Source organism: Streptomyces sp. NPDC086077, from assembly GCF_040686175.1.
Lineage (GTDB): Bacteria > Actinomycetota > Actinomycetes > Streptomycetales > Streptomycetaceae > Streptomyces.
In genome coordinates this window covers 1-21584 of sequence record NZ_JBFBJT010000129.1, presented here as the reverse complement: position 1 = coordinate 21584, position 21584 = coordinate 1, and the positions used below count along the sequence as shown (strand labels likewise).

Annotated in this window: 16 protein-coding genes and 1 pseudogene; 6 read left to right on the top strand and 11 right to left on the bottom strand. The window is 70.7% G+C overall.

Translation table 11 applies throughout. From position 1 onward, the window contains the following. Positions 1–201, bottom strand: a pseudogene (locus tag AB0O67_RS28790) (acetate kinase); the annotation flags it as partial. Then, complete coding sequence (gene pta, locus AB0O67_RS28785) at positions 198–2288, bottom strand: phosphate acetyltransferase (RefSeq protein ID WP_365456057.1); 2091 nt, start codon at positions 2286–2288, stop codon at positions 198–200. The pseudogene AB0O67_RS28790 and the gene pta, both read right to left, overlap by 4 nt. Positions 2289–2541: 253 nt before the next feature. On the opposite strand from pta, the gene AB0O67_RS28780 reads away from it, so the two are divergent. Continuing rightward, entirely contained in the window at positions 2542–3567 is a 1026-nt protein-coding gene (locus AB0O67_RS28780; protein WP_365456053.1) for an ATP-dependent 6-phosphofructokinase, read from the top strand. Positions 3568–3574: 7 nt separating this feature from the next. Here the strand turns inward: AB0O67_RS28780 and AB0O67_RS28775 are convergent, their stop codons facing one another. The 4 genes from AB0O67_RS28775 to AB0O67_RS28760 all read right to left on the bottom strand — a co-directional run bounded on the left by AB0O67_RS28775 (position 3575) and on the right by AB0O67_RS28760 (position 7592). Next, positions 3575–4291, bottom strand: coding sequence for a helix-turn-helix transcriptional regulator (locus AB0O67_RS28775; protein ID WP_365456050.1), 717 nt, complete (start codon positions 4289–4291; stop codon positions 3575–3577). Positions 4292–4405: 114 nt separating this feature from the next. After that, positions 4406–5245 carry a carbohydrate ABC transporter permease gene (locus AB0O67_RS28770; RefSeq protein ID WP_365456047.1) on the bottom strand — a complete coding sequence of 280 codons (840 nt, stop codon included), beginning with the start codon at positions 5243–5245 and terminating at the stop codon, positions 4406–4408. A 6-nt stretch (positions 5246–5251) separates the two neighbouring features. Further along, positions 5252–6205, bottom strand: coding sequence for a sugar ABC transporter permease (locus tag AB0O67_RS28765; protein WP_365456044.1), 954 nt, complete (start codon positions 6203–6205; stop codon positions 5252–5254). Positions 6206–6215: 10 nt separating this feature from the next. Next, positions 6216–7592 (bottom strand): extracellular solute-binding protein, encoded by a 1377-nt coding sequence (locus AB0O67_RS28760; protein WP_365456041.1) that lies wholly within the window; start codon positions 7590–7592, stop codon positions 6216–6218. Positions 7593–7846: 254 nt separating this feature from the next. Here AB0O67_RS28760 and AB0O67_RS28755 point away from each other — a divergent pair, with 254 nt between their 5' ends. Further along, positions 7847–8419 carry a hypothetical protein gene (locus AB0O67_RS28755; RefSeq protein WP_365456038.1) on the top strand — a complete coding sequence of 191 codons (573 nt, stop codon included), beginning with the start codon at positions 7847–7849 and terminating at the stop codon, positions 8417–8419. A gap of 162 nt (positions 8420–8581) precedes the next feature. Here AB0O67_RS28755 and AB0O67_RS28750 read toward each other — a convergent pair whose 3' ends face one another. Then, entirely contained in the window at positions 8582–9274 is a 693-nt protein-coding gene (locus AB0O67_RS28750) for a response regulator (RefSeq protein WP_365456035.1), read from the bottom strand. After that, entirely contained in the window at positions 9271–10932 is a 1662-nt protein-coding gene (locus AB0O67_RS28745; RefSeq protein WP_365456032.1) for a sensor histidine kinase, read from the bottom strand. Before AB0O67_RS28745 ends, AB0O67_RS28750 begins: the two co-directional genes overlap by 4 nt. 174 nt (positions 10933–11106) lie before the next feature. On the opposite strand from AB0O67_RS28745, the gene AB0O67_RS28740 reads away from it, so the two are divergent. The 4 genes from AB0O67_RS28740 to AB0O67_RS28725 all read left to right on the top strand — a co-directional run bounded on the left by AB0O67_RS28740 (position 11107) and on the right by AB0O67_RS28725 (position 15849). Further along, positions 11107–12513: a cation:dicarboxylase symporter family transporter gene (locus AB0O67_RS28740; RefSeq protein ID WP_365456029.1), complete on the top strand. Its 1407-nt coding sequence runs from the start codon at positions 11107–11109 to the stop codon at positions 12511–12513. A gap of 147 nt (positions 12514–12660) precedes the next feature. Next, complete coding sequence (locus tag AB0O67_RS28735) at positions 12661–13086, top strand: MerR family transcriptional regulator (protein ID WP_365456026.1); 426 nt, start codon at positions 12661–12663, stop codon at positions 13084–13086. 14 nt (positions 13087–13100) lie between these two features. Then, complete coding sequence (gene trxA / locus AB0O67_RS28730) at positions 13101–13415, top strand: thioredoxin (RefSeq protein WP_365456060.1); 315 nt, start codon at positions 13101–13103, stop codon at positions 13413–13415. A 157-nt stretch (positions 13416–13572) separates the two neighbouring features. Beyond that, positions 13573–15849 (top strand): UvrD-helicase domain-containing protein, encoded by a 2277-nt coding sequence (locus AB0O67_RS28725; protein ID WP_365456023.1) that lies wholly within the window; start codon positions 13573–13575, stop codon positions 15847–15849. Positions 15850–15930: 81 nt separating this feature from the next. Here AB0O67_RS28725 and glgB read toward each other — a convergent pair whose 3' ends face one another. From glgB to treS, 3 genes are all read right to left on the bottom strand, one after another. Next, positions 15931–18801, bottom strand: coding sequence for a 1,4-alpha-glucan branching enzyme (gene glgB / locus AB0O67_RS28720; RefSeq protein ID WP_365456020.1), 2871 nt, complete (start codon positions 18799–18801; stop codon positions 15931–15933). Positions 18802–18822: 21 nt separating this feature from the next. Next, on the bottom strand, positions 18823–20226 hold the full coding sequence (locus AB0O67_RS28715) for a maltokinase (RefSeq protein ID WP_365456017.1): 1404 nt from the start codon (positions 20224–20226) through the stop codon (positions 18823–18825). A gap of 133 nt (positions 20227–20359) precedes the next feature. Next, on the bottom strand, positions 20360–21584 hold a 1225-nt coding region (gene treS, locus AB0O67_RS28710), incomplete at its 5' end, for a maltose alpha-D-glucosyltransferase (protein ID WP_365456014.1).

Here is a 21584-nt window from a genome sequence, read left to right as displayed (position 1 = left end):
CAGCGCGGCCTCGTGGTCGGGGATCGCCGCCTCGAAGCCGCGGGTCTCGCCGGTGGCGACGAGCGTGTGCTTCAGCCGGGAGGTCTCCTCGCCGATCCGCTCGACGAGGCCCACCGCGAGCCGGCTGCTGTCGCTCATGTCGAGCAGCTGGTACTTCACCGACGAGGAGCCGGAGTTGAGGACGAGGACTCGGGAACTCACCGCTGGGCTGCCTTCTCGCTGGGGGACTGGGCCTGGATCGCCGTGATGGCGACGGTGTTGACGATGTCCTGGACGAGCGCGCCGCGGGACAGGTCGTTGACCGGCTTGCGCAGACCCTGGAGCACCGGCCCCACGGCGATCGCGCCGGCGGAGCGTTGCACGGCCTTGTAGGTGTTGTTGCCGGTGTTGAGGTCGGGGAAGATCAGCACGCTGGCCTGCCCGGCCACCTCGGAGCCCGGCAGCTTGGTGGCGGCGACGCTCGGCTCGACGGCCGCGTCGTACTGGATCGGCCCCTCGATCTTGAGGTGGGGCTGCCGCTGCCGTACGAGCTCGGTGGCCTCGCGCACCTTGTCGACGTCGGCGCCCGAGCCCGACGTACCGGTGGAGTACGAGAGCATCGCGATCCGCGGCTCCACGCCGAACTGGGCGGCGGTGGACGCCGACTGGGCGGCGATGTCGGCGAGCTGCTCGGCGTTCGGGTCGGGGTTGACCGCGCAGTCGCCGTAGACGAGCACCTTGTCGGCGAGGCACATGAAGAAGACGGACGAGACGATGGCGGCGTCCGGCTTGGTCTTGATGATCTCGAAGGCGGGGCGGATCGTGGCCGCCGTGGAGTGCACGGAGCCCGACACCATGCCGTCGGCGTGCCCCTCCTGGACCATCAGGGTGCCGAAGTAGTTGACGTCGGAGACGACGTCGTACGCCAGCTCCACTGTCACGCCCTTGTGGGCGCGCAGGGCGGCGTACTTCTCGGCGAAGGTGTCGCGCAGCTCGCTGGTGGCCGGGTCGATGAGACGGCAGTCGCCGAGGTCGATGCCGAGGTCGGCGGCCTTCTTTCGGATCCGGTCGACCGGCCCGAGCAGGGTCAGGTCGCACACGTCGCGGCGCAGCAGCACCTCGGCGGCGTGCAGCACCCGCTCCTCGGTGCCCTCCGGCAGGACCACCCGGCGGCGGTCGGAGCGGGCCTGCTCCAGCAGCTTGTGCTCGAACATCATCGGCGTCACGCGGTCGCTGCTCGGCGCGCTCACCCGCTTGAGCAGGCCACCGGTCTCGACGTAGCGCTCGAACAGGCCGAGCGCGGTCTCCGCCTTGCGCGGGGTGGCCGCGTTGAGCTTGCCCTCCAGGGAGAACAGCTGTTCGGCGGTGGGGAAGCTGTTGCCGGCCACCGAGAGCACGGGGGTGCCCGGGGCGAGGCGGGCGGCGAGGGTGAGGACGTCGTCGCTCGGCACCTCGTTCAGGGTGAGCAGGACGCCGGCTATCGGCGGGGTGCCCGCGCTGTGCGCGGCGAGCGAGCCGACGACCAGGTCGGCGCGGTCCCCCGGGGTGACGACCAGACAGCCCGGGGTCAGGGCGGCCAGGAAGTTCGGCAGCATGGCCCCGCCGAAGACGAACCCGAGCGCGTCCCGTGCCAGTCCCGACTCGTCGCCGAGCAGCACCTTGGCGCCGAGGGTGTGGGCGATCTGCGCGACCGTAGGTGCCGACAGGGCGGGCTCGTCGGGCAGGACGTAACAGGGCACGGGGAGGCGGGCGTCGAGCCGGTCGGCGATCCGGTCGCGGTCCTCGCGGGCGACCCGGTTGGTGACCATGGCCAGGACGTCGCAGCCGAGCCCCTCGTAGGCCCGGTAGGCGTTGCGGGTCTCGGCGAGCACGGACTCGGCGGTCTGCTTGCGGCCGCCCACCACCGGGATCACGGACGCGGCGAACTCGTTGGCGAGCCGGGCGTTGAGGGCCAGTTCGTCCGGGAACTGGGTGTCCGCGTAGTCGGTGCCGAGGACGAGGACGACGTCGTAGTCCCGCGCGACCAGGTGGAAGCGGTCGACGAGCGTGGAGACCAGCTCGTCCGTCCCCCGTTCGGCCTGCAGCGCGGAGGCCTCCTGGTAGTCCATGCCGTACACCGTGGCCGGGTCCTGCGACAGCCGGTAGCGGGCGCGCAGCAGATCGAAGAGGCGGTCGGGCCCGTCGTGGACGAGGGGGCGGAAGACGCCCACCCGGTCGACCTGCCGGGTCAGGAGTTCCATGACCCCCAGTTCGACGACCTGGCGGCCGTCGCCGCGGTCGATACCGGTCACGTACACGCTGCGCGTCACGCGTGCTCTCCATTTCGTCTGAATCGTTCTGCCTGCGAATGGGGGGTGACGGGGCCGACCGGGTGATGAATCGGAGGCCCCGGGCTTCCTCGGGCCGTAAAAATCGCCCGCCGGGGCGAGCGGAACCCTCTTGACAATACCCCTCGACATAGATAAGGCGCCCGTCAAGGTGTCGTCGTGCTGAGCGCCTGAGGGACGTGAAACAATCGACAGTGGCTCACCGGTATCGACAGCGAGCAGGAGACACAGCACGATGCGCATCGGAGTTCTCACCGCAGGCGGCGACTGCCCCGGCCTGAACGCCGTGATCCGGTCGGTCGTGCACCGAGCGGTCGCGCAGTACGGCGACGAGGTGATCGGCTTCGAGGACGGCTACGCGGGCCTGCTGGACGGTCGCTACCGCGGCCTCGACCTCGACTCGGTCAGCGGCATCCTCGCCCGTGGCGGCACGATCCTCGGCTCCTCGCGGCTGGAGCGCGACCGGCTCCGCGAGGCCTGCGAGAACGCGTCCGACATGATCCACGAGTTCGGCATCGACGCGCTGATCCCGATCGGCGGCGAGGGCACCCTGACGGCGGCCCGCATGCTGTCCGACGCGGGCCTGCCGGTGGTCGGCGTGCCGAAGACCATCGACAACGACATCTCCTCGACGGACCGGACGTTCGGCTTCGATACCGCGGTCGGGGTCGCCACGGAGGCGATGGACCGCCTGAAGACCACGGCCGAGTCCCACCAGCGGGTCATGGTCGTCGAGGTCATGGGCCGCCACGCCGGCTGGATCGCGCTGGAGTCCGGCATGGCCGCCGGCGCGCACGGCATCTGCCTGCCCGAGCGCCCCTTCGACCCGGTCGACCTGGTGAAGATGGTCGAGGAGCGGTTCGCGCGCGGCAAGAAGTTCGCCGTCATCTGCGTCGCCGAGGGCGCCCACCCGGTCGAGGGCAGCATGGACTACGGCAGGGGCGAGATCGACCAGTACGGTCACGAGCGCTTCCAGGGCATCGGCACGGCACTGGCCTACGAACTGGAGCGCCGCCTCGGCAAGGAGGCCAAGCCGGTCATCCTCGGCCACGTCCAGCGTGGCGGCTCCCCGACGGCGTACGACAGGGTGCTCGCCACGCGCTTCGGATGGCATGCGGTGGAGGCGGCGCATCGCGGGCAGTTCGGCCGCATGACCGCGTTGCGGGGGACGGACGTCGTGATGGTGCCGCTGGCGGAGGCGGTCACCGAGCTGAAGACGGTGCCGAAGGACCGGATGGACGAGGCGGAGTCGGTGTTCTAGGGCCGGTTCAGTACCCCCGTGGTCTGCTCCGGTCGACGGCCGTCCAGAAGTGGTCGATGATCCGGTCGAGGAACTCCCGCCCGTTGTCGCCGGTCTCCTGCCCGCCGCCGCCCCAGCTGAGGGTGGCGACCATCTGTTCCTGGTACTCGCGGTGCAGCTCCTGGAGTACGGCCTCCAGGACGCCGCGGTCCAGGGGGACCGTCCTGCCCACCGGGCGGACGTAGGCCTGCCAGCGGGTGGTCACGGCGCTGTGCAGCAGGTCGGCGAGCTTGGCCTCGCGGCCGGTGACCGCGACGAAGTCGGGCAGGTCGAGAGCGAGGACGTCGGCGAGGGCGGCGGACTGCCGCTCGTTGCCGCGCCAGGTGTCACTCTCCTCCATCCGCTGATAGGCGGCGAGTTCGAGGCCGACTCCGCGGGCGACGTCCTCCGGCGCGAGACCGCGCGAGATGCGGTGCTCGCGCAGGGTGCGGGGACGTCCGATGAGTTCACCCGGCGAGCACCACAACACGCCCGCCAGGGCGGTGAGTTCCGGGCTGCTGGGGTGGGTGCCCCCGCGTTCCCAGGCGATGACGAGGTCCGGGGTGACGTACGGCAGTCCGTACGAGGAGCGCATGCTGTAGGCCACGTGCTCGGGCCCCATGCCGAGGGCGGCACGGAGGCGGCGGGCGGCGGGGGCGTTGAACGGCGGGGTGGGCTGGTTCGGTTTGACCGGGGGTTGGCGCACGGGGCACAAGCTAGGGGTGCGGCGGTGTCCTGACTACCCTCTGTTCGGCCAGGAACACGTATTGTAGGAACATACGGTTCCCCGTGACCCGCCGACCGGACACCGCCGGCCCTGTCAGCCCTTGACCGCCCCGCTCAACGCGAACCCCCCGCCCATCCGCCGTGCGACCAGCACGTACAGCAGGATCACCGGCGTCGAGTAGATGATCGAGAAGGCGGCCAGCTGGCCGTACACCACGGTCCCGCGGTTACCGAAGAACTCGTTGATGCTCACCGCCGCCGGCATCTGGTCCGGTGTGAGCAGCAGCATGAAGGGGACGAAGAAGTTCCCCCACATCATCACGAACGAGAACACCGTCACCACCGCCACCCCGGGCCCCATCAGCGGCAGCACGATCCGCAGCAGTGACTGCAGTGACGAGGCCCCGTCGGTCCAGGCCGCTTCCTCCAGTTCCTTCGGTACGCCGTCCATGAAGTTCTTCATCAGCCAGATGGCGAACGGGAGTTGCGAGGCGGCGAAGAAGAAGATCGTTCCCTCCATCGTGTCGATCAGGTTCACCTGCACGAACAGGGCGTACACCGGAACCATGATCGCCGTGACGGGCAGGCTCGTCGCGAAGAGGATCGTCAGCAGGAACGGGCGGTTGAGGCGGGAGCGGAAGCGGGACAGCGGGTAGGCGGCGAGGGCGGCGCACGCCACGGTCAGCAGGGTGCCGCCGCCGCACAGGAGCAGGCTGTTGAGGAGCGGGGTGAAGGTGATCTCCGGCGTCAGGACGGCGTCGAAGTTGTCCAGCGTCACGCCGTCCGGGATCTGCACCTGAAGGTTGGCGCTGGGATCCAGTGAGGACAGGATCACCCACAACAGCGGGAGGGAGAAGGCGGCGGCCACCACCAGGAGGCCGGCGTCGGCGGCCAGGCGGTGGATGGTCCTGCGTGAGGAGGGGGTTCGGGACATGGCGCTTCAGACCTCCGTCCGCAGCAGGCGCAGATAGATCACCGAGAACAGGGAGCCCACGACGAGGAGCAGGAGGGCGACCGCAGTGCCGTAGCCGATCATGCTCTTCTGGAACGCCTCCTCGTACATGAAGAGCGGGAGCGTCTGGCTCTTGCCGCCCGGACCGCCCCTCGTCATCACCCAGATCAGGCCGAAGACGGAGAGGGTCTGAAGGGTGATCAGCATGAGGTTCGTGCCGATGGAACGGCGGATCATCGGGAGGGTGATGTGCCACAGGCGGCGCCAGCCGCCCGCGCCGTCGACCTCCGCGGCCTCCGTGATCTCCTTGGGGATCTCGCCCAGTGCCGCCGAGTAGACCAGCATCGAGAACGCCGTGCCCCGCCACACGTTCGCGAACGACACCGCCAGGATCGGAAGGGTGAACAGCCAGTTCTGGGAGGGGAGATGGAGCCAGTCCAGGATGGCGTTCAGGGTGCCCTCGCGGCGGAAGAAGGCGTAGAGGAGGAAGCCGGCGACGACCTCCGGCAGGACCCACGCCGTGATGACGATGCCGCCGGTGAGGGTGCGCAGGGGCTTCGACGCCCGCTGCATCAGCGCCGCCAGCCCCAGGCCGAGGGTGTTCTGGCCGATCAGCGCCGAGACGACCGTGAAGGCCAGGGTCAGCCACACCGCGTTCAGGAACGCCTCGTCCCCGAACGCCGTACGGAAGTTCTCGAAGCCGACGAACGACTCCTGGGCCTGGCCGGTCAGCTGGAGGTCGGTGAACGCGATCCAGGCGCAGTACGCGATCGGGCCGGCCAGGAAGAGCACCAGCAGGACCACTGCGGGGGACAGGGGCAGGGCCCGCAGGAGGACGCGGGAGCGGGGGCGCTGCTTCGGCGCGGGGTCCGGGCCGACCGGGTCCGGCCTCTTGGCGAGGCCGGGACCGGTGCCGGAGCCCGTGGCGGGGGCTGTCGTCATGAACTGCGGCTCACTTCTCGATCACCTGGTTGTCCGTCGCCGATTTCAGTTCCTCGTCGTACGCCTTCGCCGCCTCGTCGACCGACATGTCTCCCGTCGTCACGCCCTCCATCGCCTCCTGGATCGCGGTGGAGACCTTCGGGTACGCCGGGAAGGCGGGCCGGTAGTGGGTGGTGGCGACCAGGTCGGTGAAGAACTTGATGCCGGGCTGGGCGTCGACGTACGCCGGGTCGGCGGCGACGTCCTCGCGGACCGCGATGCCGGAGTTGGCGATGTACCACTTCTGGGCGTTCGCCTTCGTCTGCATCGTCTTGATGAACTCGAAGGCGAGGTCAGGGTTGCCCGCCTTGGCGGGGATCGCCCAGGTCCAGCCGCCGGACATGCTCACCTTGCCGGGGGCCTGGCCGTTCTGGGTGGGCATCGCGGCGAGGCCCAGCTTCTGCGACCACTCGGGCCACTCGTGGCCGCTGCCCTCCAGCCAGTCCTGGGGGAGCCAGGAGCCGTCGAGGTTGATGCCGAGCTTGCCCTCGGGGAGGAGCTCGCCGCGGACGCGGGTGCCGATGTTGGGGTCGAGGGCGTCGGAGACGTCCGGACCGAGCTTCTCCTTGTAGACCGTCTCGACGAAGGTGAGGGCGTCCTTGAAGCCCTTGCCGCCGGCGATCCACTTCTTGGACTGCTCGTCGTACAGGGGGTCGGAGGCGCCGTCGTTCGTGCCGTAGAGCAGCATCTGGAAGCCCTGCATGGTGGCGGCCTCGCCGACGGGCTTGCCGGTGTAGACGTTGAGCGGGGTGACGCCGGGGACCTTCCGCTTGATCGTGCGGGCGGCTTCCAGGACGTCGTCCCAGGTCTTCGGCTGCCAGTCGGCGGGCAGACCGGCCTTGGCGAAGATGCCCTTGTCGAACCAGAGACCCCGGGTGTCCGTGCCGTCCGGGACGCCGTACGTCTTCCCGTCCTCGCCCTTGGCCGCGGCCTTCGCCGTGTCGATGAACTGGTTCCAGTCCTGCCACTTGGCGAGGTACGGGTCGAGGGGCTTGAGGTAGCCGCTGGTGATGTCGGAGTTGATGAGGAAGGTGTCCTCGTAGACCAGGTCGGGAGCGGTCTTGGGGGAGCGGAGCATCTGCTGGAGCTTGGTGTAGTACTCCGAGTCCGGGGCCTTGATCGGGACGAGCTCGACCTTCTTGCCGGGGTTGGCCTTCTCGAACTGCTTCTTGATGTCAGCGAGATAGGTGTCCATCACCTTCACGGAGTTGTCCGTGGACTGTTTGAAGGAGACCTTCACGGTGTCCGGATCACTACCGGCTCCGCCGCCGCAGGCCGTGAGGGTGCCTGCGGCGGCGAGGGTCAGGGCGAGGAGAGCGGGGAGGGAGGCGTTGGGGCGCACGAGCATGACCTCCTGGGACCTACGTCGTTGTGGCCTGGGGGTTGTGGCCCGGTGAACGTATGAGGAATGGTCTAGTCAGGTCAATGAGTCTGCGGAGGGTCTATGCCTCGACAGCCTCCTCCGTCCGTCCCGCCTGACGTAGGACGATGCCGAGGTCGCACCAGGCCCACGACAGTGGGTTTCGTCCCAGGCACCCCCTTAAGGTACTTCCAAGGCACGTGTGAACAGGCGTGGTTGGCGGCGACGGGGGGAACGTGGGAGTGCCGGAGCAAGACGTCACCGTCGGTCAGTTGCTCCTCGCCGAGTACCAGACCGTGAAGGACGAGCAGAAGGCGCGGATCGGGTTCCGGGACAACCTGCTCTACGTCACTCTGGCCGTCGTCGCCGCCATCATCGCCGCGGCCGCGCAGGCCGACCAGGCGTCGATGCTGCTGGCGTTGCCGCCGGTGTGCGTCGTGCTCGGGTGGACCTACCTCGTCAACGACGAGAAGATCACGGCCATCGGGCACTACGTCCGCGACGAACTCGGGCCGCGGCTGGCCGCACTCGCGGCTTCCGGCAGCGGTTTCGCGACCTTCGGCTGGGAGGCGTATCACCGTCGGGACGTACGCCGCCGGTCCCGCAAGACCATTCAGTGCGTCGTGGACCTGACCGCCTTCTGCGGCGTACCGCTGGCGGCGCTGGTCGTGTTCTGGGCCGCCGGGGACGGAGGCCGGCTGCTGGTGGGCCTGTCGGTGGCCGAAGCGCTGACCGTGGTGGGGCTCGGTGTGCAGGTCGTGGTGTACGCGCGACCCGCGCCAACTCCTGCCGCACCCCCTACCGTCGCCCCATGAGAACCGAGATCCGGTGCCGCCCTGCGCAATCCGGGGAGCGCCTACCAGAGTCTCTCCGAACCGGGGCGGGCCGAGGCCTGTCACCGCGAGGCCGCCGAGGCCTTCACCCGTGCCGACGCTCCCGCCGATGCAGCCGAGTCCCTCGAAGGGGCTCCGCGATGCCTACCGGCGTCGGTCCCGGACCCACTGGTAGACAAGTTCGGGTCTTCCCACCTGTCCGTACAGTGGACTCCGGCCCGCTCTCCCCGCGTCCACCAGGTGTTCCAGGTAACGGCGTGCCGTGATGCGGGAGATGCCGATCGCCTCGGCCACCCCCGCCGCCGTCAGGCCCTCCTCGACCTCGCGCAGTGCGAACGTCACGCGTTCCAGCGTCGGTCCGCTCAGCCCCTTCGGCAGCGCCGCCGGTGTCGGTGCCCGCAGGGTGGCCAGGGCGCGGTCCACCTCGTCCTGGCCGCTGGCCTCGCCCGCCGCGCCCCGGAACTCCGCGTAGCGCACGAGACGGTCCCTGAGCGTGGCGAACGTGAACGGCTTGAGGACGTACTGGACGACTCCCAGCGACACCCCCTCCCGCACCACCGCCAGGTCCCGGGCGGAGGACACCGCTATCACGTCCGCGTGATGGCCCGCCGCCCGCAGCGAGCGCGCCAGTTGCAGGCCGTGCACGTCCGGCAGGTGTAGGTCGAGCAGGAGCAGATCGACCGGCGTCCGCTCCAGCGCCCGCCGCGCCTCCGCGCCGGTGTGCGCCTTCCCGACGGCGACGAACCCGGGGACGCGCCCCACGTACATCACATGTGCGTCCGCCGCCACGGGGTCGTCCTCGACGACCAGCACACGGATCGGTTCCTCGTGGGTCATGCGTGGCCTCCAGCGCCCGTACCTGCCGTGTCCGCGGCGGCACGGGGCGCATCGCTCGCCAGGGCCTCCTCGGACAGCGGCAACCGCACCTCGAACTCCGCTCCTCCGTCACCGGCCCCGGCCACCGCCAGCGTCCCGCCGTGCCGGTGCACCGCCTGCCGGACCAGGGCCAGGCCCAGCCCGCGTCCACCGGGGCCGGACGGCTTGGTCGTGAAGCCCCGCTGGAAGACCCGTTCGGCGTGCTCGGGATCCACGCCCTCGCCGGTGTCCGCCACCCGCAGGACCAGTTCGCCGTCCGCCGTGTAAGCCGTCACCGTCACCCGCGCCCGGGCGCTGCCCTGTGCCGCGTCCACCGCGTTGTCGATCAGGTTGCCCAGGATGGTCACCAGGTCCCGGGCGGGCAGCGACGGCGGCAGCAGCCCGTCGTCCAGGCCGCTGTCCTCCGACACCACCAGCTCGACACCCCGCTCGTTCGCCTGGGCCGTCTTGCCGAGCAGCAGCGCCGCCAGCACCGGCTCACTCACCGCCGCGACGACCTGGTCGGTCAGGGCCTGGGCCAGCTCCAGTTCCGCCGTCGCGAAGTCGACGGCCTCCTCCGCCCGGCCCAGTTCGATCAGGGACACCACCGTGTGCAGGCGGTTCGCCGCCTCGTGCGCCTGGGACCGGAGGGCCTGCGTGAAACCCCGCTCCGAGTCCAGTTCGCCCATCAGCGACTGAAGTTCCGTCACGTCCCGCAGCGTCACGACCGTTCCGCGGCGCTCGCCGCCCGACACCGGTGACGTGTTCAGCACCAGTACCCGGTCCGCCGTCAGTTGGACCTCGTCCGCTCGTGGCTCCGAGGACAGCAGCGCGCCCGTCAGCGGGGCCGGCAGGCCCAGGTCGGCCACCGAGCGGCCCACCACGTCGCCGGGCACGCCGAGCAGTTCCTGCCCGCCGTCGTTGATCAGCGCCACCCGGTACTGGCCGTCGAGCATCAGCAGCCCCTCGCGCACCGCGTGCAGGGCGGCCTGGTGGTAGTCGTGCATCCGGCTCAGCTCGGTGGCGTTCATGCCGTGGGTGTGGCGGCGGAGGCGGGCGTTGACGACGTAGGTGCCGACGCCGCCCAGCACGAGGGCGCCGCCCGCGGCGCCGATCAGGGCGGTGAGCTGGCCCCGTGCCCGCTCGCTGATCGCCTCGACCCGGATGCCGGCACTGACCAGGCCCACGATGCGCGGGCCGTCGTGGACGGGGGTGACCGCGCGGACGGACGGGCCGAGGGTGCCCGTGTAGGTCTCGGTGAAGGACTCGCCCCGCAGGGCGGGCTCGATGTGGCCGAGGAAGCGGCCGCCGATCTGCGCCGGGTCGGGGTGGGTCCAGCGGATGCCCGCCGGATCCATGATCGTGACGAAGTCGACGTCCGTGTCACGCATCACGCTCAGGGCGTACGGCTGGAGCGGGGCCGTCGGGTCGGAGGTGCGGATGGCCTCCCGCACCGACGGGGAGTCGGCGATCGAGCGGGCGACCGCCATCGCCTGGCGGCCCGCCGCGTCCTCGGCCTGGTTGCGGTCGCTCACGTAGGTGAACAGCGCGTAACCGGCGACGAGCACCGCGATCAGCACGGCCTGCATGGCGAACAGCTGGCCGGCCAGGCTACGGGCTCTCGGGACCGGGATGCGCATGCCGTCAGTGTGCCTCCCCGGTTAAGCGTGAACTAAATGAACGGAAGGGTGACCGCCCTCACAGCGCGGGAGATAGTCACGGCATTCCTTCGTCCGCGGGCAACGCCCCGGACAGTTCCCCCGGACGTGAGCCGCACGCCGGTGATGCCGATGACGTCGTCAAGGAGGGCAGTCGTGACCAGCGCAGCCGACACGGCACCTGCCACACCCCGCGCCAAGCGGGACCGCACCCACTATCTCTACATCGCGGTGATCGTCGCGGTCGCGCTCGGCATCGCCGTGGGCCTGGCCGCCCCGGACTTCGCCGTCGAGCTGAAGCCCATCGGCACGGGCTTCGTGAACCTGATCAAGATGATGATCTCGCCGATCATCTTCTGCACGATCGTGCTGGGCATCGGTTCCGTACGGAAGGCCGCCAAGGTGGGCGCGGTCGGCGGTATCGCCCTCGTCTACTTCCTGGTCATGTCCCTGGTGGCGCTCGCCATCGGCCTGGTCGTCGGCAACATCCTCGACCCGGGCACCGGCCTCGCCGTCACCGACGCCGTCCGCGAGACCGGGCACGCACAGGTGGACGCGGAGGCCAAGGACACCGGCGAGTTCCTGCTCGGCATCATCCCGACCACCATCGTCTCCGCCTTCACCGAGGGCGAGGTGCTGCAGGCCCTGCTCATCGCGCTGCTCGCCGGCTTCGCGCTGCAGGCCATGGGCTCCGCCGGACAGCCGATCCTGCGCGGCATCGAGCACATCCAGCGGCTCGTCTTCCGCATCCTCGCGATGATCATGTGGGCCGCCCCGATCGGTGCCTTCGGCGCCATCGCGGCCGTCACCGGCTCCGCCGGCATCGACGCGCTCAAGAGCCTCGCCGTGCTGATGCTCGGCTTCTACGTCACCTGCGTCCTGTTCGTCTTCATCGTGCTCGGCGCGCTGCTGCGGCTCGTCTCCGGCCTGAACATCCTCACGTTCTTCAAGTACCTGGGCCGTGAGTTCCTGCTGATCCTGTCCACCTCCTCCTCCGAGTCCGCGCTGCCGCGGCTCATCGCGAAGATGGAGCACCTGGGCGTCAGCAAGCCCGTCGTCGGCATCACCGTCCCGACCGGCTACTCCTTCAACCTCGACGGCACCATGATCTACATGACCATGGCGTCCCTGTTCATCGCCGACGCCATGGGCACGCCGATGGGCATCGGGGAGCAGATCCCGCTGCTGCTGTTCCTGCTGGTCGCCTCGAAGGGCGCCGCCGGTGTGACGGGGGCGGGCCTGGCCACGCTCGCGGGCGGTCTCCAGTCCCACAAGCCCGCCCTGGTGGACGGCGTCGGCCTGATCGTCGGCATCGACCGCTTCATGAGTGAGGCCCGTGCCCTGACCAACTTCGCGGGCAACGCCGTGGCCACCGTGCTGATCGGTACCTGGACCAAGGAGATCGACAGGGAGCGGGTGGACGAGGTGCTCGCGGGCCGGCTGCCGTTCGACGAGAAGACACTGCTGGACGACGGCCACGGCGGCGGCGCCGCCGACGACACCGAGATGCCGGAGCAGCGCGGCGGCGGCACCGAAGGCGAGAAGGAACTGGCCAAGGCCTGATCCCTCGCTCCTCCCCGGGCAGAGACCACCTCCCGACGCCCGGGCGGCTGAGATGCTCCCCCCGTAGCTCAGCCGCCCGGGCTCTCCCTTGCCGGCCTTGACCTCGGTGTTGCCTTGACGCCGACGTCAAGGCCTACGGTCGTGGGCATGCGAATCGGCGAGCTGGCCGAACGGGCCGGGACCACCACCCGCACGCTCAGGTACTACGAGGCACGGGGCCTGCTGCCCGCGCGGCGGGACGCGAACGGCCACCGGGACTACGACGAGCGGGACCTGAAGCTGCTGCGGCAGATCAGGACGCTGCAGGACTTCGGGTTCGGCCTGGAGGAGACGCGGCCCTTCGTGGAGTGTCTGCGGGCCGGTCACCCTCAGGGCGACTCCTGCCCCGCCTCGCTCGCGGTCTACCGGCGCAAGCTCGACGAGCTCGACGGGCTGATCGGCGAGTTGCGGGCCGTGCGGGCCCAGGTGGGCGCGCAGCTGGCCCGGGCCGAGCGGGCGCGGGACGAGCTGGCCGCCGAGGCGATGGTTCCGGGTGGTCCGGAACCGGCGTGCGAGCTGGGAGGGCAGCCATGAGCAGGGCAGCGGGTGTGGCCGAAGTGACTGACGAGGACTTCGCGGCGGAGGTGATCGGCTCCGAGCTGCCGGTGCTGGTGGAGTTCACCGCCGACTGGTGCCCGCCGTGCCGGCAGATGGCGCCGGTGCTGAGCGCGCTGGCGGCGGAGGAGGGGGAGCGGCTGAAGGTGGTGCAGCTGGACGTGGACCACAATCCGGAGACCACCAACGCCTACAAGGTGCTGTCCATGCCGACCTTCATGGTCTTCCGCGCGGGCGAGCCCGTGAGGTCCATGGTGGGGGCCCGGCCCAAGCGGCGGCTCCTGGAGGAGATCGCGGACGCGCTGTGAACCGCACAGGACCTTGAGCGGACGTAAAGAAATCCCCCGGACAATTGCGTCCGGGGGATTTCTTTGCGTATATTCAGGAGTTCGCGACTTGAGGAAATGAGGTCGCGAAGAAGTTCACTGAGCTGAGTATATCCGGGCGGGAGCGGAATTGTCAAACATGGATTCGTCAAACGTCGACTTTCCGGACGATGAAATGCGCCGCGAGCAGGAATTCATCGACGGGCTGTACCGGCGCGTCGACGAGCTCCGCGGCGACGCGGAGGCATCCGTCACGGACGCCCTCGCGCAGGGCGACAAACCGATGCAGGCCCGGCTGGAGCGGGACATCCTCGTGGCCGAGCGGTCCGGGCTGCTCGCCGCGCTGAACGCGGTGGACGGCTCGCTCTGCTTCGGCCGGATCGACCTGACCTCCGGCGCCAGCCATCACATCGGCCGGATCGGCCTGCGGGCCGGCGACATCGAGCGCACGCCGATCCTGATCGACTGGCGGGCCGAGGTCGCCCGCCCCTTCTACCTGGCCACCGGCCACACCACGATGGGCCTCAGCCGCCGTCGGCACATCTCCACCGACGGCCGCCGGGTCACCGCGCTGCACGACGAGTTCCTCGACGTCGGCGACGACACCCGGACCGGGTACGAGGACCCCAGCGGCGACGCCGTCCTGCTCGCCGCGCTGAACTCCGCGCGCACCGGCCGGATGGCCGACATCGTGCAGACCATCCAGGCCGAGCAGGACGAGATCATCCGCGCCCCGCACCGGGGCGTGCTGGTGGTGGAGGGCGGCCCCGGCACCGGCAAGACGGCGGTCGCCCTGCACCGGGCGGCGTATCTGCTGTACGAGCACCGGGAACTGCTCGCCAAGCGGGCCGTGCTGATCGTCGGCCCCAACCCCGCCTTCCTCGGCTACATCGGCGAGGTGCTGCCCTCACTGGGTGAGACGGGCGTGCTGCTGGCGACGGTCGGCGAACTCTTCCCCGGCGTGAAGGCCACGGCGGCCGACACCCCGGAGGCGGCCGCGGTCAAGGGCGGCGCCGGGATGGCCGACGTGCTCGCCGACGTCGTACGGGACCGGCAGGCGCTGCCCGACCCGGTGATCGCCATCGCGCACGACCGCGAGATCCTGATGCTCGACGACGGTCTCGTGGGCGTCGCCCGGGAGCGGACCCGCGCCGCCGAGCTGCCGCACAACGCGGCGCGCGAGCACTTCGAGGGGCACATCCTCAACACGCTCACCGAGCTGTACGCCGAGCGGGTCGGGACCGACCCGTACGACGGCACCAACCTCCTCGACCCCAGCGACATCACCCAGATCCGCGACGACATCGCCGAGAACCCGGAAGTCTGGTCCGCCATCGACCAGTTGTGGCCGGTCCTCACCCCGCAGCGGCTGGTCGCCGACTTCCTCGCCGCACCCGAGGGGTACGTCGGCGACGCCGAGGCCGCCGCGATCCGCCGGCCGGTGACGCGGGCGTGGAGCGTGGCGGACGTACCGCTGCTCGACGAGGCGGCCGAGCTGCTCGGCGAGGACGACCGGGTGGCGCGGGCGCGGGCGGAACGCGAGCGGGAGCGGCAGGTGTCGTACGCGCAGGGCGTGCTGGACGTGTCGTACGCGTCGCGTACCTACGAGTTCGAGGACAAGGAGGACAGTGACCCCGACAGCTCGGAGGTGCTGTCGGCGCACGACATCATCGACGCCGAGCGGTTCGCCGAGCGGCACGAGGAGGACGACCACCGAAGCGCCGCCGAGCGGGCCGCCGCCGACCGGACCTGGGCGTTCGGGCACATCATCGTCGACGAGGCGCAGGAGCTGTCGCCGATGGCGTGGCGGTTGCTGATGCGGCGCAGTCCGACGCGGTCGATGACGCTGGTCGGCGATCCCGCGCAGACGGCGGAGGCGGCGGGGGTCGGGTCCTGGTCGAAGATCCTCCAGCCCTATGTCGAGGACCGCTGGGAGCACACGCGCCTCGGCGTCAACTACCGCACGCCCGCCGAGATCATGGATCTCGCCGCCGCGGTCGTACGGGCCCAGGACCCGGACTTCGAGCCACCGAGTTCCGTACGGTCCACGGGGGTACGTCCGTGGATCCGCGCCACCGACGACCTGCCCGGCGCGGTCGCCAAGGCGGTCGCGGAACTCACCCCGGCCGAGGGCCGGCTGGCGGTCATCGCGCCGCGCGACCTGCACCGGCGCCTCGCCGCCCAGCTGGAGGGCGTGACGGCGGACGCCGAGCCGGACCTCACGCGCACGGTCGTGCTCCTGGACCCGCGTCAGGCGAAGGGGCTGGAGTTCGACTCCGTGCTGGTGGTCGAGCCGGGCCGCTACGGGACGAGCGATCTGTACGTCGCCCTGACCCGCGCGACACAGCGGCTGGGCGTGCTGCACACGGGCCCCCTGCCGCGCGGCCTGACCCAGGAGCCCCAGGCGTCGCCCTGACCGCCCGGGGGTCCGCCCCCGGACCCCCGGAACCTGTGCCCACCCCACCCACCACCCGAGTCGGGTCGGTGGGGTGGCCGGTCACGACGGTTGCAGCCAGACCGTCGCCAGCGGGGGCAGCGTCAGGCGGATGCTCGCCGGGTGGCCGTGCCAGGGGAGGGCCTCCGGCTTCAGGGGGTCGGGGTTCGTCACGTCGCTGCCGCCGTAGCGGGTGGCGTCCGTGTTCAGGGATTCGTGCCAGGCCGGGATCTCGTCGGGGACGCCCACCCGGTAGTCGTGGCGGACCACCGGGGAGAAGTTGCTGATCGCCAGGAGCGGGGTGCCCGTCGCGTCGTGGCGCAGGAAAGCCAGGACGTTGTCCTCGGCGGCGTCGCCGACGATCCACCGGAAGCCCTCGGGGTGGGTGTCGCGCTGCCACAGTGCCGGTGTGTCCCGGTAGACGGCGTTGAGGTCCCGGACCAGGTCGCGCACCCCGCGGTGGTCGGCCTCGGCGCCGTACTGCGGGTCGAGCAGCCACCAGTCCGGCCCGTGCGCCTCGGACCACTCCGCGCCCTGCGCGAACTCCTGGCCCATGAACAGCAGCTGCTTGCCCGGGTGGGCCCACATGAAGCCCAGATAGGCGCGGTGGTTGGCGCGCTGCTGCCACCAGTCGCCCGGCATCTTCGACACCAGCGACCGCTTGCCGTGCACCACCTCGTCGTGGGAGATCGGCAGGACGTAGTTCTCGCTGTACGCGTACACCATCGAGAACGTCATCTCGTGGTGGTGGTACTTGCGGTGGATCGGCTCCTTGCTCATGTACTCGAGCGAGTCGTGCATCCAGCCCATGTTCCACTTCAGGCCGAAGCCCAGCCCGCCGAACCCGCTCGGGCCCTTGTGGTGCGTGGCCCGGGTGACGCCGTCCCACGCCGTGGACTCCTCGGCGATCGTGATGACGCCCGGCGCCCGGCGGTACACCGTCGCGTTCATCTCCTGGAGGAACGCCACCGCGTCCAGGTTCTCCCGGCCACCGTGTTCGTTCGGCGTCCACTGGCCCGGCTCGCGAGAGTAGTCGAGGTAGAGCATCGAGGCCACGGCGTCCACCCGCAGCCCGTCGATGTGGAACTCCTCGCACCAGTACACCGCGTTGGAGACCAGGAAGTTCCGCACCTCCTTGCGGCCGAAGTCGAACTCCAGCGTTCCCCAGTCGGGATGGGCGGCGCGCAGCGGATCGGGGTGCTCGTACAGCGGACGCCCGTCGAACTCCGCGAGCGCCCAGTCGTCCCGGGGGAAGTGCGCCGGCACCCAGTCCATGAGGACGCCGATGCCCGCCCGGTGCAGGGCGTCGACGAGGTACCGGAAGTCGTCCGGGGTGCCGAGGCGGGCCGTCGGCGCGTAGAAGCCGGTGACCTGGTAGCCCCAGGAGCCGCCGAAGGGGTGCTCGGCGACCGGCATCAGCTCGACGTGGGTGAAGCCCAGCTCCTTGACGTAGGCGGGGAGTTCCTCGGCCAGCTGCCGGTACGTCAGCCCGGGGCGCCAGGACGCGAGGTGCACCTCGTAGACGGAGAACGGCGCCTCGTGCGCGGGGACCTCGCCCCGCCGCTCCAGCCACTGCGCGTCGCCCCACTCGTGGTGCGAGGCGGTCACGACGGAGGAGGTGTCCGGCGGGGCCTGGGTGCGACGGGCCATCGGGTCCGCGCGCAGGGTCTTCGAACCGTCGGGCCGGGTGATCTCGAACTTGTACAGCTCGCCCTCTCCGATGCCGGGCACGAACAGCTCCCAGACGCCGGTGCCGCCCAGCGAGCGCATCGGGAAGCCGGTGCCCTCCCAGTAGTTGAAGCCGCCGGCCAGGCTCACGCCGCGCGCGTTCGGCGCCCACACCGTGAAACGGGTGCCGGTCACGCCCTGGTGCGTCATCGGCTCGGCGCCCAGCGCCCGCCACAGCTGCTCGTGCCGGCCCTCGCCGATCAGATGCAGGTCGAGATCGCCGAGAGTGGGCAGGAAGCGGTACGGGTCGTCGGTGTCCTGGACCGAGGTCCGGTACGCCACGCTGAGCCGGTACTCGGGGACCTCGGCGAGCGGCAGCAGCGCGGAGAAGAAGCCGTCGCCGTCGTCGTGCAGCTCGTCCCTCCGGTCGCCGGCCACCACCGTGACGGACAGGGCGTAGGGGCGGAACACCCGGAAGATGACGCCACCGTCCGGGGCCGGGTGCGCGCCGAGGACGGAGTGCGGGTCGTGGTGGGCGCCGGTGAGCAGACGACCGCGGTCGGCGGGGCCGAGGGCGGGGGAGACCGGGGTGGGCGCGGCTGCGGGCGCGGTCTTCGCCGCGGCCGTCTTCTTCGGGGTGGCCCTGGTGGCCGGGGCGTCCTCGGTGGTGGACTTCGCGGGCGGGACCTTGCCGGCCGCCGCCGTGCTAACGGCCGCCGCCGTGCTCGGGGCCGGCGCCGACCTCTTGGCGGGCGCCGGCCTCTTCGCCGACGCGCTCTTCGCGGCCGCGGTGAGCCTCTCCGACGCCGTGGCCTTCCTCGCGGCGGCGGACTTCCTCGCGGGCGCCGTCGCGCCTGTCGCGGTCGTGCCCGTCGCGGTCGTGGCCGTGGCCTTCTTCGCCGTGGCCTTCTTCGTCATGGCCTTCTCAGCCGCGGCCTTCTTTGCCGGGGCCTTCTCGGCGGTCGTCCGCGTCCTCGGCGTCGCCTTGACGGGCGGCTGCTTCGCCGCCGCCTTCTTGGCGGTGGCCGTCTTCGCCGTGGCCTTCTTCGCGACCGCCTTCTTCGCGGCGGCCTTCTCGGACACGCCCTTCTTCGGGGTCGCCTTCTTCGCCGCCGCGCTCTTCGCCGGCGCCTTGGCCGGTGCGGCCGTCCCCTCGGGTGCGGTCGCCTGTTTCGGCACGGCGGCCTTCTCCTGAGGGGCCGTGGTCTCCCCGGCCGTGATGTTCGGGTCGGAACCGCTGGCGGAGGAGCTGGTACGGGGGGTCACGGGCGGAGCCTCCTGGGAGGGTCAGGTCGGTTGGGTCGAGGCGAGGCGCCGTATCGCCGACAGCGGCACGGGGAGCCAGTCGGGGCGATGCCGGGCTTCGTAGACGACCTCGTAAACGGCCTTGTCGGTCTCGTGGGCACGCAGCAGCACCGGGTCGGTACGCGGGTCTCGCCCGGCCGCCTCGGCGTAGCCGGCGCAGTACGCGGCCCGGCAGTGTTCCGCCCAGCCCGGCACCGACGGCTGCACGGAGTGGGCGGCGTAGTCGAAGGAGCGCAGCATCCCGGCGATGTCCCGCACGGCGGGCTGCGGCATCCGGCGTTCGGCCAGCGGTTTGGCCGGTTCGCCCTCGAAGTCGATCAGCGACCACCGGCCGGCCGGCGAGCGCAGGCACTGCCCGAGATGCAGATCGCCGTGGACGCGCTGGGCGGTCCAGGTCTGGCCCTCGGCCGCGAGGCCGGCCAGCGCCTCGAACGCGGAGCGCAGCCCGGGGACGTACGGCCCCAGCGCGGGTACCGCCTGTGCGGCGAGGTCGAGGCGTCCGAGCATGCCGTCGACCATCGCGCGCAGCTGGGTGTGGCCAAGGGTGACGGTCGGCAGGGCGCGGGCCAACGCCATGTGCACCTCGGCGGTGGCCCGGCCGAGGGCCCGCGCCTCGGCGCTGAAGTCCTCCCCCTTGGCCAGCTCGCGCAGGGCCAGCTCCCAGCCGTCGGCGGCGCCCTGCACGTAGGGCTGGAGGACACCGAGGACGTACGACTGCCCGGCCAGCTCGGCGCCCAGCCATGCGGTCGGTGCGGGCACCCGGGGGCAGCCCTCGCGGGCCAGCGCGAGCGGCAGCTCCAGGTCCGGGTTGACGCCGGGCACGATGCGGCGGAGCAACTTCAGGATGAACGTATCTCCGTATATCACCGAGGAGTTGGACTGCTCGGTCGTGACCGCGCGGCTGACCAGACCGGGCCGGATCTCCCGGTGCGGGTCGCGCTCGAAGCGCAGGTCGCCGATGCGGGCCTGGGTGCGGAGCGCCTCCAGGAGTACTTCGGCGGGCCGCGGGTCGTACAGGGCCTCGTAGACCGTGTGTCCGGCGAGCGGGCCCTCGGTGACATGGCCGATCAGCGCGGGCGCCAGCCGGGGCGGCAGCGCCTCGCGCACCCCTATCAGGAGCTGGTAGCAGTCGCCGGGGGCCGGGGTGGTGCCGCCGGTGCCCTGGACCGGTGGGTGCGGCTGGTGGACCTGGACGAGCAGGTGGTAGAGGCCCAGCTTGCCGCCGGCCGGCAGCAGTTCGGTGGCCGCCACCGGCGTGAACCCGGTGACCGGACGTCCCTTGCCGGCGAACCAGCGCTGCCGTGGCAGCCAGTCCCGCAGCAGCGGATCCAGTGACGCGAGAAGGCCGGGGCCGGCCGTGGCGGGGTGGGTGACGGCTTCCGACATGGCGTGCGTCCTTTCCCCTTCTCCGGTTCGCCCTCAGGGGCGCTGTCAGCCGGTGTCGGCTCACGCGGGCGGACGGGGTGTTACTGATGCGTGCCCCGGGCGGGACGGGAGAAACCGCCCCGCCCGGGACCTTCTAGGCGGCGTCCTTGCGGAGCCGGAACCAGTAGAAGCCGTGCCCCGCGAGGGTGAGCAAGTACGGCAGTTGACCGATGGCGGGGAAACGCACCCCGCCGATCAGTTCGACCGGATGGCGTCCGCTGAAGGCGCGCAGGTCGAGTTCGGTCGGCTGCGGGAAGCGGGAGAAGTTGTTCACGCACAGCACGAGGTCGTCGCCGTGTTCCCGCAGAAACGCCAGTACGGCCGGGTTGGAGGACTGGAGTTCGGTGTACGAGCCGAGCCCGAATGCGGGGTTCTGCTTGCGGATCTCGATCATCCGGCGGGTCCAGTGCAGCAGTGACGAGGGCGACGCCATGGACGCCTCCACGTTGGTGACCTGGTAGCCGTAGACGGGGTCCATGATGGCCGGAAGGAACAGGCGGCCCGGGTCGCACGACGAGAACCCGGCGTTGCGGTCCGGCGTCCACTGCATCGGCGTGCGCACCGCGTCCCGGTCGCCGAGCCAGATGTTGTCGCCCATGCCGATCTCGTCGCCGTAGTACAGGATCGGGCTGCCGGGGAGCGACATCAGCAGGGCGGTGAACAGCTCGATCTGGTTGCGGTCGTTGTCGAGCAGGGGGGCGAGCCGGCGGCGGATGCCGATGTTGGCGCGCATCCGCGGGTCCTTGGCGTACTCCGCGTACATGTAGTCGCGCTCTTCGTCGGTGACCATTTCGAGCGTGAGCTCGTCGTGGTTGCGCAGGAAGATGCCCCACTGACAGCCGGTCGGAATGGCGGGGGTCTTGGCGAGGATCTCCGAGACCGGGTAACGCGATTCCCGCCGTACCGCCATGAAGATGCGCGGCATGACCGGGAAGTGGAACGCCATGTGGCATTCGTCGCCGCCGGAGGAGTAGTCGCCGAAGTAGTCGACGACGTCCTCGGGCCACTGGTTGGCCTCGGCCAGCAGCACCGTGTCCGGGTAGTGGGCGTCGATCTCCTTGCGGACCCGTTTCAGCAGCTCATGGGTGGCCGGAAGGTTTTCGCAGTTGGTGCCCTCTTCGGCGTAGAGGTAGGGCACGGCGTCCAGGCGGAAGCCGTCGATGCCCAGGTCCAGCCAGAAGCGCAGCGCCGAGAGGATCTCCTCCTGGACGGCCGGGTTCTCGAAGTTGAGGTCCGGCTGGTGGGAGAAGAAGCGGTGGAAGAAGTACTGCTTGCGGACCGGGTCGAAGGTCCAGTTGGAGGCCTCGGTGTCGACGAAG

Excerpts from the sequence above, each read along its gene's own strand:
- AB0O67_RS28760 (WP_365456041.1), bottom strand. The coding sequence starts at position 7,592 with ATGCTCGTGCGCCCCAACGCCTCCCTCCCCGCTCTCCTCGCCCTGACC.
- AB0O67_RS28780 (WP_365456053.1), top strand. The coding sequence starts at position 2,542 with ATGCGCATCGGAGTTCTCACCGCAGGCGGCGACTGCCCCGGCCTGAAC.
- AB0O67_RS28725 (WP_365456023.1), top strand. The coding sequence starts at position 13,573 with ATGGATTCGTCAAACGTCGACTTTCCGGACGATGAAATGCGCCGCGAG.
- AB0O67_RS28765 (WP_365456044.1), bottom strand. The coding sequence starts at position 6,205 with ATGACGACAGCCCCCGCCACGGGCTCCGGCACCGGTCCCGGCCTCGCC.
- AB0O67_RS28735 (WP_365456026.1), top strand. The coding sequence starts at position 12,661 with ATGCGAATCGGCGAGCTGGCCGAACGGGCCGGGACCACCACCCGCACG.
- AB0O67_RS28715 (WP_365456017.1), bottom strand. The coding sequence starts at position 20,226 with ATGTCGGAAGCCGTCACCCACCCCGCCACGGCCGGCCCCGGCCTTCTC.
- AB0O67_RS28750 (WP_365456035.1), bottom strand. The coding sequence starts at position 9,274 with ATGACCCACGAGGAACCGATCCGTGTGCTGGTCGTCGAGGACGACCCC.
- AB0O67_RS28745 (WP_365456032.1), bottom strand. The coding sequence starts at position 10,932 with ATGCGCATCCCGGTCCCGAGAGCCCGTAGCCTGGCCGGCCAGCTGTTC.
- AB0O67_RS28770 (WP_365456047.1), bottom strand. The coding sequence starts at position 5,245 with ATGTCCCGAACCCCCTCCTCACGCAGGACCATCCACCGCCTGGCCGCC.